This is a genomic window from Larkinella sp. VNQ87 (assembly GCF_049445795.1).
Taxonomy (GTDB): Bacteria; Bacteroidota; Bacteroidia; order Cytophagales; family Spirosomataceae; genus Larkinella.
Genome location: NZ_JBMSDT010000001.1, coordinates 495618 through 508475, shown reverse-complemented (window position 1 = coordinate 508475; position 12858 = coordinate 495618). Strand labels below are relative to the sequence as shown.

The window sequence follows — 12858 nt, the reverse complement described above, 5'->3', positions numbered from 1 at the left end:
TGTGCATATTGAGGGCTGAAACGACTTAATTCGGATTCATACCGCTAAACCCTGCAATCAATTCCTGAATCACATGATGCTGCGTACCCGTTTTTTGTCTTTAGTCATCGGCCTGTGCGGCCTGGTTGCACAGGCCCAGTCGCCTTACAAACCCTGGATGCTGGGTGAGTTTGTCAAGCAAAATGCTGCCAATCCGGTTCTGACGGCCCAGAATACGACGACGTTCGCCTGCCCGATCCGGGGCGAAACCGTGCGCTGGGAAGAGAAAGATGTCTTCAACCCGGCGGTGGTTGTTCGAAAAGGAAAGATACACCTGATTTACCGGGCCGAAGACACGGTAGGCAAACACGCCGGAACCTCGCGGCTGGGCCTGGCGACCAGTAGCGACGGTATTCACTTCAAACGCCGTCCGAAGCCGGTTTTTTATCCGGACAACGATCCGATGAAGGTTTACGAATGGGAGGGTGGTTGCGAAGATCCCCGGATTGTCGAAAGTCCGAACGGGGTGTATGTGATGACCTATACGTCCTACGACGGTGATAAAGCCCGGCTTTGCGTGGCCACGTCGAAAAACCTGATTTCCTGGAAAAAACAGGGTTTGGCGTTCGATGACCTGAAATACCGCAACGAGTGGTCAAAATCCGGTTCGATTGTGTGCAAACGTGTGGGGAGTCGGTTGGTAGCCCAAAAAATCGGGGATAAGTACTGGATGTATTGGGGTGATCAGCCGCAGTTGTATTGCGCTTCGTCTCCGGATTTGATTCATTGGACACCCGTGGAAACCCCGAACGGCAAGCTTTTTCCGGTGGCCGAACGGCGGAACGGCAAGCACGATTCGCGGCTGCTCGAGCCCGGTCCGCCCGCGTTGCTGACCGAGAACGGGATTGTGCTGCTCTACAACGGCATGAACCACGACAAGAACGGTGACCGGGATTTGCCCGACGGGACCTACGCGGCCGGACAACTGCTGTTTGATGCGAACGAACCCACCAAACTCCTCGACCGTTCGGAAACCTATTTCCTAAAACCGGATCAACCGTATGAGATCGTCGGTCAGGTCAATCATGTTTGCTTCATCGAAGGGCTGGTTCCGTACAAAGGGCGCTGGTTTCTGTATTACGGCACGGCAGATTCCAAAATTGCCGTGGCAATGGCCAGGATGAAGAACTAAAACGTCGGATACGGTTTTCAGCTCAGTACAGCAATTTTACAATCCGGTTTTTAGTTTTCACAAATCAGTCGATTTTTCATCGGTTCTTTTAAGACAGGATGGCACTTTTGTTCCGGCGAAAGCCCGTGTCAGAACAACAAATACATCCCTATTTCTTAAAAAGAACCATGTTAAAAGGAATCGTTTACCTGCTGGCCGGCTGGGTAGTCCTGGTCAGCCTGAGTGCCTGTCAACCCAATCAGAATGAGCCCGATCCTGAAAAACCGGGAACGGAGCAGCCCAACCCGACGGGCGATGTTACGGAAGTCGGGCAACCGCAGGGAGCTGTTGTCAGCAAACTCATCGGGCCGGAAGGGGGGAGCCTGGCGACAGCCGACGGGCGCGTGCAGCTCACCATACCGGCCGGGGCGGTGGATAAAGCCACGGCCATTTCCATTCAGCCCATCAGCAACCATACCCCCCACGGCGTTGGTACGGCTTACCGGTTTTTGCCCGACGGGCTCCAGTTCAGCAAACCGGCGGTGTTGACGTTTCAGTATACGGATGCCGACGTTAGCGACAGCGCTCCGTCGTCCCTGGGGGTTGCCTACCAGCGCACGAATAAAATCTGGTATGCCGTGCCCGGAAAACAGGTGGATATCAGAAAGCGGGAGGTATCGGTACCAATGCCGCACTTTAGCGACTGGAGCCTGTTCGAGGAGTTTTACCTGGTTACCGAAGGCGGAAACAACTTCGGTTTCCTGAACTACGGGGAAACGGTTACACTGGAGATTGTCCAGATAGCCGCCCTGACCGGAACGGCTGAAGAACCGCTGATCACCAAAACCGCCCCTAATTCCGGCACAAAATGGTCACTGATCGGCGACGGAACCCTGACTCCCCAGCCCTACAAGGCAACTTACACTGCCCCGCGTTCGATGCCCAAACAGAACCCGGTGACGATTTCCGTGGAGCTGACGTTCGGGAATAGTCCGGTTAAACTGATTCTGGTGCGGGAGTTTTTTATTGGCCCCGGTTACATCAAGATCAACTTCCTGGGGCAGGAGCGAATCTATAACCTGGGCGTCTACCTGAACGACGAGGAACCGGAGTACTCGGCCATTGTCGGTGGGAACGGGACGGAAATGTTCAGCATTAACTTTAGCAACGGGAAAGAAGGCAGCGCCTTGCGGTTTTACTACGATTCGGAGCCGGGCAAATGCCGGGTCAACTTCGAGTTCAACGGGGGCAAACAGTATGATTCCGGGCACGACAACTGTGATGGTGAAGATATGATTGCCAACGGGCAGGTCGTCTTCGAGCGGTACGAACCGGGCAAATTTGTAAAGGGGACGATTTCGGGGAATCTCATCGATTACGATGCCAATTGCACCAAGTCCGGCCCACCCATTACGGGTGAGTTTTTTGTCCGGGCTATGCCGAATCAGTGAAAAATGTAAAATATTAACTGTAGAGCGCCAAATGTAAAAGTGTAAGCTCTGCCAATCGGCCACTTTTACATTTGGCGTTCTACAGTTTTGATTTATCATTCATCTTTATCCTTCCATCCTCCCCACCGTTCCTTTCCCCAAATCCAGCCTCAGCACCCGGTTGACGCAGCGCGGAATCTCCTCGGCATAGTGTGAAACGTACAACAGCGTGCGGTCGGGCGACTGACAAAGTTCATCCACCAGATCCCGAAACCGGGCGATGTGGGGCGGGTCGAGGTTCTGGCACGGTTCGTCGAGCACGAGTAGGGGCGGGTTTTTCACGAGGGCGCGAGCCAGCAGCACCCAGCGTTGTTCGCCGGTCGAGAGCTGGGCTAGCCGCTTCTCGCGCAGGTGCCGGATGCGCAGCAGATCGAGCACAAAATCTACTTGCTCCTGCTGCTCCGATGTCGGTTTCCGGAACAAACCGGCCGTGTCGAACAGGCCCGAAGCGATGACCTTCCAGACCGCCTGCTCACGGGGAAAGTAGAGATGCAGTTCAGGCGATACAAAGCCGAGGTTGCGTTTGATGTCCCAGATGCTTTCGCCCGTGCCGCGCTTTCGGTCAAATAGTTCATAATCATTGCGGTAGCTCTGCGGGTTATCGGCGGTAATCAAACTGAGCAGCGTGGATTTTCCGGAGCCGTTCGGGCCTAAAACCGCCCATTTTTCGCCCCGGCGTACTTCCCAGTTGATGTCACTTAATACGGTTTTTTCACCGTAACGCACCGACACATTCCGCATCCGGATCGCGTACGCAAACCGGGTCGGTGCGGTGTTCAGCCAGCGGGGGAGCAGGCCCGGGTCGGTCAGGGTCTCCGGAGCGGTTTCGGGCAGGGAAGGCAGTAGGTCTTTGGGGCCTTGCCAGGCGATTTGTCCTTCGGCTAGTTCGAGCACATGGGTGATGCCGGCCGGAATCTCGCGGGGCGTCGTCACCAGCACGAGCGTGGTGCCTTCGGCGGCAATGCGGTTCAGAATGCCGTGCAACCGCTCGCGACTTTGGGTATCCAGACCACCGAACGGATTGTCGAGCAGCAGAATCCGGGGTCGGCGCAGCAGCGAGCGGGCCAGCAGCGTCCGGCGGGTTTCGCCGTTGGACAGCGAAGTCAGCCGCCGGTCGAGCAGGGGTGTAATCTGCACCCAGTCAGCTACTTCCGCCAGCCAGTCCTCCGGGTAAGCCGGTGGGGGTAAGCTGACGGAATGTTCATCGACGGTGCCGGTCGGTTTTACCTGGTGTTGCAAGACCTCCCAAACCGTGGGCGCTTCCTCGGCGGCATCGGCGTTAAACCGTTGCTGGTAAAATTGAGCGGCCGAAGCCACATGCCGGTCGAACTGGTAATCATTAGCCACCCGCTCCACGACCTCCCGCAGTGCGCCAACCGGATGCTCGTACATGCCGCTCGCGACCGGCAACCGCCCGCTCAGCGCATCCAGCAACGAGCTTTTACCCGAACCCGTCGGGCCCAGAATGGCCCAGTGTTCGCCGGGCCGGAGCGACCAGTCGAGGTGGTGAAGAACCGGTCCGGTCGGCCGACGAACACTGGCATTCTGAAAAGAAAGTAAGGGCGAGTGGGGCATCAGGAATCCAATTTTGGCCCCAAACTTAACAAGACTACCCCAAAAATCAGGCTTCCGTTTCTGATTTCTCCTTGCGTTTCGCCGTTATTCGGGCCGTACGAGCCGGTTTTTGGGCTCGCGTAGAAGCCGCTGTTTTTGGACGGGCAACGCCTGCCCGGTTACTGCGCGCCAGAGCCACCGGAAGCGTCAGGGCCGACAACAGCACCTCATCGAACCGGCGGGCCATGTCGGCAATGGTCTGTGCTTTGTCGGTGCCGTTGATGATGGCGCGGGCTTTCTCGTATTCAGGGGGTTGATTCTTTTTGATAAACTGGTCGAGCTTTTTGCCCGTAAACCAGCCTTCTTTCATGCCCTGAACCGCGATCCGGTAGGCCAGTTCCGGTCGTTTTGCCAGGTCGGGATTTTCGATCAGGTCGACGTTCGTAAAGGCTCCGGCGCGCCGGTAATTGCTGCGGCCCGTCAACTGTACATAGCCTCGGCCTTTGAACCGCGCGCCGTCGCCGGGCTGGGTATTGCCCAGCATTTTACCCACTTTGGTTTCGGGGCCGTAAAGTCGGTTAAACCGTTCCGTCGTCCCGAATTCGTCAATGGGCTCCATTGTGTGGGCGGTTTCCCACTTGAAGGTCGCCAGGCAGTAGGCCAGTTGCCGCCGGTCTTTTTCGGTTGCCGAAAACCGTTCGTCCTGTTCAATCTGGTCAATCAGAAAATCGAGCGCATCGACTAGCGGCTGCGTCAGTTTGCCAAACCGGGTGCGGTAGGCATCGAAGAATTTTTTTCGGTTAAAGGTGAGCATGGTCACAGAGGAGATTAGAAGAATCCGGCCCTAAGTTGCTGGAAATAACCCAACAATTATCAACCTATTTATTGATCGGTTGATGGTTTAATGAGCAGACTTTCAGGTGTTTACTTCCGGTTTTGTAGCAGGTTCAGCAAATCGCTTCGGTTGAGCGTCTTCAGCAGGGCGGCATCGGTTTTGACCAACTGATCGGCCCGCTCTTTTTTCGTTTCCTGCAACTGAAGCATTTTCTCTTCAATCGTATCGGGGCAAATCAGCCGAACGGCCACCACGTTCTTTTGCTGGCCGATCCGGTACACCCGGTCGATGGCCTGGTTCTCGACCGCCGGATTCCACCACGGATCGACCAGGTAGACGTAGTCGGCGCGGGTCAGGTTGAGGCCCGTGCCGCCCGCTTTGAGGCTGATCAGAAACACCCGCACGGCGTCGTCGGCCTGAAACCGGTTGATCCGGGTGGCTCGGTCGGTGGTCTGGCCGGTCAGGTATTCGTACGAAATCCGGCTGACATCCAGTCGTTTGCGGATCAATTCAAGCATGGAGACGAACTGCGAGAATACCAGGATTTTGTGCTGGGGTGATTTGGTTTCGATCTGCTCGATCAATACGTCAATTTTGGCCGACGCGTCGCCGTAGTCTTCGGCGTCGTTGAGCAAAACCGGGGCATCGCAAATCTGGCGGAGTTTGGTCAGGCCCTGCAAGACGTGCAGCCGCAGCCGGGGAATGTCGCCCTCCTTCGTCGTGAGCAGAAACTGCCGGAACTCCTGCTCGTAGGCGTTGTACACCTTCCGTTGTTCCGGTCCCATTTCGCAAAACAGCAGCATCTCGGTTTTTTCGGGCAGTTCGGGAGCCACCTGGGTCTTTGTCCGGCGCAGAATAAACGGACTGATTTTCTGCTGAAGTTCGCGGGCACGTTGCCGGTCGTCAAACTTGTCGATGGGCGTGGAGTAGTGCGCTTTGAAGTGGTGGTAATCGCCCAGCAACCCCGGACAGGCAAACGACAACTGCCCGTACAGATCGAAGGTGTGATTTTCAATCGGCGTGCCGGTCAGTACCAGTCTGTTGCGCGACGGCAATTGCCGGACGGCCCGGTACCGCTGCGATTCGGGGTTCTTGATGGCCTGTGATTCGTCCAGGATGACGTAATTGAACTGGTATTTTTTCAGGAAATTGACACTCGAAACCACCGTGCCGTAGGAAGTCAGCACCACGTCGTACGGGTCGAAATCCGGTTTTTTGGTGGTTCCGCTGGAAACCCGGTTGGAAACCCGGTTGGCGCCGTAAAAGGTGTGAACGGTAAGCGATGGCGCAAAGTTGGTCAGTTCGGCCTGCCAGTTGAAGAGCAGTGAAGTCGGGACCACGATCAGCGTGGCACCGGGGCGGTTTTTCGCTTGCTGAATCAGCAAAAAGGCAATGATCTGGAGGGTTTTGCCCAGGCCCATATCGTCGGCCAGGCACCCGCCGAAACCGAGTTCATCCAGAAAATTCAACCAGTTAACGCCCGCTTTCTGGTAATCCCGCAGTCTGGCCCGCAAGGTGTCCGGAATCGAAACCGGCGGCATGGCGTTGAAATGGACAAACCGGGTGGTCAGCGCGGTCAGTTGCTCCCGGGTTTCGGTGCTGAGCTGGCTGTCGTTGTACAGCGTCGGCAGGCTCGAAAACCGGATCTTCGGCGTGTGAATCCGGTCGTCGACGATCTCACCCGCCTGAAAATAAGCCGAAAACCGGTCGAGCCACTCGGCGGGCAACAGCCCCATCGTGCCATCGTCGAGCGTGACAAACCGGCTGCGGTTTTTGACGGCCTGTTGCAGGTGTTTGAGCGACACCCGGTTTTTGCCGAACGACACGCCCAGATCGGTTTCGAACCAGTCGAGGCCGCTGTTGACCATCACCGACACCTTCGCCGGATGCGCATTCAGCCGGTTACCCTGTAAGGCGTTGAACCCCAGCACCTCAATGCCCTGCTCGCGCCAGGCTTCGAAGGCCATCAGAAACCAGTTTTCGTCCAGCAACTGTTTTTTGAACAAATAAAAATTCAGCCGTTTCTGATGAAGGTAAACATACGGATTTTCAAGCTGTTCCTGAAAGTCAGGGTGTTGGCTGACAATGGCCCGCAGAAACTGTTCTTCGGCCCGGGTGTCACGTTCGACCCGGAACGGTTTGCCCTTGCTGTCGACCGAATAAATTTCCTTTTCGGACAGTACCGGCACCTCCACCCGGCCGTAGGTCAACACCGGCGTCAGGTTGACGTAATCCTGCGAATCTTCGAGGTAAATCAGCCGCTTATAGTCTTCTGTAAAACTATTTTCGGCGAGTTGCTCGGGCGTGGCCGGGGGCAGGTCGGCATATTGCACCCGAATGCGGTTTTCCAGCGGACTCAACACCGCCAGTCGGAATTCCTCAAACTTCGATGCGTGAATCAGCAGCCGGTTGGGTCGCCCGCTGAAAAACCGGATCACCCGCAACGGCTCGGGCGCGTCGATGAGGTAAAAGGTGTTGTTCAGCACCAGAAAGTAATCGTACTTCAGCGAAAGCGTGTGTAACTCGTGGGCGAAACCGTTGATGGTCAGCCAGCCCGTCAGTTCGTAAAATGAGTCGACGCGCACAACCGTCAGATGCAGCGGGGCTTGTAGACGTTTGAGGTGAATCGGCTGGAGGGACTGCACCGTCAGGTTTTCCGAAACCGTCGGGTCGTGGTAAAAAACGTCCAGCCCGGCCGGATTGTCGACCACCAGCCGCAGGCTGTCGAGGTCCGCGTCTTCTTTTTTGCTCCGGTGCGAATGCTGAAACCGGGCCAGGGCCGAATAGAATTTCAACTCTTTCAGTGGGTCGACGCGGCTGAGCTGGTCGAGCGGATAAACCGGCGTCAGCGGGTTTTTCAACGTGCCGGTTTGCGAAAGCGGAGCCTCCCAAAGTTCCAGGCAAAACTGCTCGGAATAACGCGGTTTGGTAAACACCAGCAGCCATTTCCGGAACGGATCGTGGGCGCTGCCGCCCGGTTCGGGGCGTGGCGGTTGGGCCAGCAGGTTTGCTACCAGCGTTTCGCGGTCCGTGTCCGTAAATCGAAGCAATTCGGGGCGTTTTGGTTTTATAGTCAGCGACTTATGTTCGTAGATAACATCAAAAAACGCATCCGGGTCCGGTTCGTTTTCCAGCCCGTACTCGCGGGCGACGGGTTTGATGAGGTCGTGCCGCAGGGCCGGATCGAAAAACGCCCGGAGTTCCCGGCGTCGGAGCAGGCTCGAAAGCACCAGGGCCTGGTGCTCGCACAGGCGGTTTTTGGGCGCGGCACACGAACAGGTCAAAAAGAGATCGTCGGCTGTCTGATAAACCACCACCGTTGGAAAGATCATGTCCCGGGTGGCGGCCGAAAAAAGCCCCTGATCGATGGTCAGTTCCAGCGGCTGAATGTCGTGCACGCTACGGCTGGGGAAAAACGACGCGACTCCGTGCCGGGCCAGGTGCGTTTCGGTCAGCGTCGAAAGCGTGATGCCTGCCAGTCGGTACGCATCCGGCGAATCGGAAAGCGAAAAGGGGGGCAAAGAATCGTTCATTCGTTGTTGTTTGAAAGGAATCGAAATTCCGGACAAGTTACGGTTTGAGCGTAAGTTGCCCTAACGAAAAACCGCTTTTGACTGCAAAACCGCCTGACCAACGTTGGCAAACCCCGTAAATTTCCCGTTATTTTGGTCTCTTTCTAAACCCATTTTGACACCATGCTTTTTCGAGTTGCTTTTCTGACGGCTGCGCTTGCCGGAACAATGCTCGGGACCGCTCCGGCCCAGGTGCCCGTTCGCCGGTTTGAGCCGGTTCGCTTTTCGCAGGTCGATATTACCGATCATTTCTGGCGTCCGAAGCTCGACAAAGTTGCCACGGCCACGCTGCGGGCCTGCATCGTGCAAACCGAAGACAAATCGGGCCGGATTCGGAATTTCGAGAAAGTGCAGCGCGGGCAGCACGAGAAACACGAAGGCATTTACTACGACGACAGCGATGTGTACAAAGCCTTGGAAGCCATCGCCTATTCGCTGAAAAACCGCCCGGATGCCGAACTGGAAAAGAAAGCCGACGAGTGGATCGACAAGATCGCGGCTGCGCAACAAGCCGACGGTTATCTCAATACCTACTACACGCTGACGGGCCTCGACAAGCGCTGGACCGACATGGAAAAGCACGAGGATTACTGCGCCGGTCACCTGATCGAAGCCGCCGTGGCCTATTACAACACCACCGGCAAACGGAAGCTGCTCGACGTAGCCATCCGGTTTGCCGACCACATCGACGCGACGTTCCGGCAGGCCAACCGCCCCTGGGTCAGCGGGCACCAGGAGATCGAACTGGCCCTGATGAAACTTTATCACCAGACTAATAACGACCGCTACCTGAAGCTGGCTGACTGGTTTCTGGACCAGCGCGGGCGCGGTTTTGGCAAGGGCGTCATCTGGGATCAGTGGAAAAATCCGGCCTATTGCCAGGACAGCGAACCCGTAAAACAGCAGAAAGAGATTACCGGCCATGCCGTGCGGGCAATGTACCTCTACACCGGAGCCGCCGATGTGGCGGCCACGACGCAGGATGCGGGGTACATGAACGCTATGAAAACCGTCTGGGAAGATGTGGTGTACCGCAATATGTACATCACGGGCGGCATCGGCTCGTCGGGGAAGAACGAGGGTTTTACGCTGGATTACGACCTGCCCAACGAAACCGCCTATTGCGAAACCTGCGCGTCGGTGGGCATGGTGTTCTGGAATCAGCGGATGAACCTGCTGACCGGCGAAGCCAAATACATCGACGTGCTCGAACGGAGTCTGTACAACGGCGCGCTCGACGGCCTGAGCCTGAGTGGTGACCGGTTTTTCTACGGCAACCCGCTGGCGTCGAGTGGCAACAATGCCCGGAGCGAGTGGTTCGGCACGGCCTGCTGCCCGTCGAACATCGCGCGGTTGGTGGCGTCGATTGGCGATTACATTTACGGAAAAAACGATGCGGGCCTTTGGGTGAATTTGTACATCGGCAGCAACACGAAGCTCAAAATCGGCAAAACCGAGGTGCCTGTTCAACTAGAGACAAACTATCCCTGGGAAGGCCGCGTTCGGCTGACGGTCAATCCGGCGAAAAAAGTGCCTTACGCCCTGCATTTGCGGATTCCGGGCTGGGTCAGCAACGTGCCGGTGCCCGGCGATTTGTACCGGTTTCTGGACGACAGCAAAACCGCCGTTTCGGTCAGTCTGAACGGAATACCGGTCAATTATCGCGAAGAAAACGGCTACGTCGTCATCGACCGGACCTGGCAAAAAGGCGATGTGATCGAGCTGAACCTGCCGATGGAAGTAAAGCGGGTGGTGGCGAAAAAAGAGTTGGTTGCCGCCAACGACCGGGTAGCCATTCAACGTGGCCCGCTGGTCTACTGCGTGGAGGGAGTTGACAACAACGGCCAGGCCTGGAACCTGCTGGTGCCCGAGCAAACCCGGTTTTCGACCGAATCCTACCAGGTCAGCACGGAGCCGGTGGTGGCCGTTCAGGCCGAAGTGCCGGTCGTGGGGCCGTCGGCGGACGGAGCGAGTGTGGTCACGGAGAAAAAGAAAATAACGGCCATTCCGTATTACGTCTGGGCCAACCGGGGTAAAAGCCCCATGCAGGTATGGCTACCGACCAAAGCGAAGCAGGTGAAACTGCTGGATTGAGAAAGGGAAAAGTAAAAACCGGGTGCTGTTTCTGCAAATGGCACCCGGTTTTTGATGGAAATTAAAACTCCTCGTCGATCAACTCCTTGCTGATCATGGCTGCGGCTTTCAGGCCGTTGCTGGCGGCTACGACGACCTGCCGCAGCATGGTGTGTGCATCGCCAGCGGCAAACACCCCCGGCACGGTGGTTTTCCCCATTGCATCGACTACAACAAAGCCCAGGTCATCCAGTTTGCAACCCAGTTGTTCGGCCAGATCGTTGGACTGCCGGAGTTCGGAATGGGCGTACAGGGCCACGAGCGGAACGGTGGTGTCGTCGGCCAGTTGCACAGCCTGAAGCTGGCCGGATTGGTGTTGAATGGCCGCAATGGGCGTTTCGATGATGCGAATACTGTGCTGACGCAGTTTGGCCGTTTGCTCCTCGGTCAGCGTGGATGGGCCGTTGGTAAACAGGCTCACGGCCGGGTTCCAGTGGTGAATTCGTTTCACAAACTCAAAACCGCCCTCGCCATTGGCCAGTATGCCCACCGTTTCGCCCCTGACTTCGTAGCCGTGGCAATACGGGCAATGCAGCACCGAAATGCCCCAGCAGTCGGCAAAACCGGGAATGGGAGGCAGAATGTCCCGCAAACCGGTTGCCAGCAGAAGCCGCCGGGCGTTGAACGTTTCGCCTGTCTGCGTGCCGACCTGAAAACCAGCGCCTTCGGCCTTTGCAGTTATTACGGTGGCTTCCCGCCACTGCACGGTCGGGTAGGCCAGGGCCTGTTCGCGGGCGATGGCCGATAGCTGAGCGGGCGTTTCGCCGTCGCGGGTCAGGAAGCTGTGGGAGTGGGGCGTCTGCCGATTGGCGGGTTGCCCATTGTCCAGGACCAGAACCCGGTACAGGGCGCGGCCTAGCAGCAGGGCGGCACTCAGCCCGGCGTAACTGCCGCCGACGATGATAACGTCAAAAGGAGGTGTGGATGAATTCACTGGATAAAGTAAGTTATTGTAAATTTTTAGTCTGCTGAAGCAGGGCGTTGGTGCGTTCCTGAAGCTGCAGGATGTTGTCGCGGGTTTCTTTTTGCAGGTTGCGCATTTGCTCGGCAGGAAGGTCTTTCAGCGTCGCATCCGTATGGTGATGGTGTTCGTGACTGCCGTGGTCGTGGTGGTGCTCATGCGGCATGCCGGGCACTTCCACCAGGTTTTCCTCCCATTCCTCAAACGCTTTTTTCAGGCTGTCGAGGGTAGCCACCGTTGCGGCTGCGGCCGGTTTGGGGTTTTTCGCGAGCACATTCCGGAGCGAATCGAGCTGCTCTATTTTGGGCTCCACGACGGCCTGGATTTGCGTGGCTTCGTTGTGGTATTGGGCGGCTTCTTCCAGCAACGGGTCTTTTTTTTCGGACGATGAACAGGCGGTCAGGCAGCAGGCAAAGGCTCCAATCAGCAGGGACGTTTTCATATAACAAAGATTTTTGAAACGGATGGATGCAGTCGGAAAGATAATTCATGTGCAACGCTGTTGCAAAAATTTGCCTAAAAAACCGGTATGCTTTTGGCTTATTCCCAAACCGGAAATGGATCGTTGAAGGAGCCACCAGCAGCCTGGGTCCTTTTGTCAATGCGCCGTATGCCGGTGCGAACGCAGGTTGAGAAAATGCATAACAATCAAGCCGGCGGAGGCCCCGTAGGCCAGATATTCAAAGGTTTCGTTCAGGTCTTCGAGCAACAGCGCTCCGGCGAAGAGGGCCAAAAAGCTCCAGAGTCCCAGGCGGATCAGCGGTTGGCTCGCCTGGCGGGACGCGAAGAAAACCGCCACGATATTGACCAGAATGAATACATAGTCCAGACTCAGAAAGCCGACGCGGACCGTTCGGTCGGAGAGCAGTGTCGTGGATATCAGCAGCACGGGCGTAATCAGACAGTGAATGATGCAAAGAACAGAACCGGTAATACCGATGTAATCGGCCTTGCTGTAGGAGGTTGCCATAACGAAACCTATTTTGTTGTCAATCGTGGGTACAAAAGTAGGGGATTTTAAATAAATGCAACAATGTTGCAAAAATTTTTTTCGATCAAAAAGTGACTAGTTGTGCGAAATGGCCGGTTTCGCTGAGCGCGGTATCTGATTTTTTAGCTTCTTGTGGCCTGTTATGACCTATGTCATCTTGATTGATACAACC

The 12858-nt window shown here is 56.3% G+C and carries 9 protein-coding genes; 3 read left to right on the top strand and 6 right to left on the bottom strand.

Annotated elements, in window-relative coordinates; genetic code table 11:
• Positions 1 to 73: 73 nt before the first annotated feature.
• Both ACO2Q8_RS02190 and ACO2Q8_RS02185 read left to right on the top strand, forming a co-directional pair.
• On the top strand, positions 74 to 1171 hold the full coding sequence (locus ACO2Q8_RS02190) for a glycoside hydrolase family 130 protein (RefSeq protein WP_423343132.1): 1098 nt from the start codon (positions 74 to 76) through the stop codon (positions 1169 to 1171).
• Positions 1172 to 1338: 167 nt separating this feature from the next.
• Entirely contained in the window at positions 1339 to 2601 is a 1263-nt protein-coding gene (locus ACO2Q8_RS02185; RefSeq protein ID WP_423343131.1) for a hypothetical protein, read from the top strand.
• Between the two features lie 105 nt (positions 2602 to 2706).
• Here the strand turns inward: ACO2Q8_RS02185 and ACO2Q8_RS02180 are convergent, their stop codons facing one another.
• From ACO2Q8_RS02180 to ACO2Q8_RS02170, 3 genes are all read right to left on the bottom strand, one after another.
• On the bottom strand, positions 2707 to 4215 hold the full coding sequence (locus ACO2Q8_RS02180; RefSeq protein ID WP_423343130.1) for an ATP-binding cassette domain-containing protein: 1509 nt from the start codon (positions 4213 to 4215) through the stop codon (positions 2707 to 2709).
• A gap of 46 nt (positions 4216 to 4261) precedes the next feature.
• Positions 4262 to 5008 carry a glycoside hydrolase family 19 protein gene (locus ACO2Q8_RS02175; protein WP_423343129.1) on the bottom strand — a complete coding sequence of 249 codons (747 nt, stop codon included), beginning with the start codon at positions 5006 to 5008 and terminating at the stop codon, positions 4262 to 4264.
• Between the two features lie 110 nt (positions 5009 to 5118).
• Positions 5119 to 8562 carry a DEAD/DEAH box helicase gene (locus tag ACO2Q8_RS02170; RefSeq protein ID WP_423343128.1) on the bottom strand — a complete coding sequence of 1148 codons (3444 nt, stop codon included), beginning with the start codon at positions 8560 to 8562 and terminating at the stop codon, positions 5119 to 5121.
• Positions 8563 to 8724: 162 nt separating this feature from the next.
• Between ACO2Q8_RS02170 and ACO2Q8_RS02165 the strand changes: the two genes are divergently transcribed.
• Positions 8725 to 10695, top strand: coding sequence for a glycoside hydrolase family 127 protein (locus ACO2Q8_RS02165; protein ID WP_423343127.1), 1971 nt, complete (start codon positions 8725 to 8727; stop codon positions 10693 to 10695).
• Positions 10696 to 10756: 61 nt separating this feature from the next.
• Here the strand turns inward: ACO2Q8_RS02165 and ACO2Q8_RS02160 are convergent, their stop codons facing one another.
• The 3 genes from ACO2Q8_RS02160 to ACO2Q8_RS02150 all read right to left on the bottom strand — a co-directional run bounded on the left by ACO2Q8_RS02160 (position 10757) and on the right by ACO2Q8_RS02150 (position 12665).
• The gene (locus tag ACO2Q8_RS02160; protein ID WP_423343126.1) at positions 10757 to 11668 is read right to left on the bottom strand and encodes an NAD(P)/FAD-dependent oxidoreductase; all 912 of its coding nucleotides are present in this window, start codon (positions 11666 to 11668) and stop codon (positions 10757 to 10759) included.
• Positions 11669 to 11681: 13 nt separating this feature from the next.
• Positions 11682 to 12137, bottom strand: coding sequence for a hypothetical protein (locus tag ACO2Q8_RS02155; RefSeq protein ID WP_423343125.1), 456 nt, complete (start codon positions 12135 to 12137; stop codon positions 11682 to 11684).
• A gap of 156 nt (positions 12138 to 12293) precedes the next feature.
• Entirely contained in the window at positions 12294 to 12665 is a 372-nt protein-coding gene (locus tag ACO2Q8_RS02150; RefSeq protein WP_423343124.1) for a MerC domain-containing protein, read from the bottom strand.
• Between the last annotated feature and the right edge of the window lie 193 nt (positions 12666 to 12858).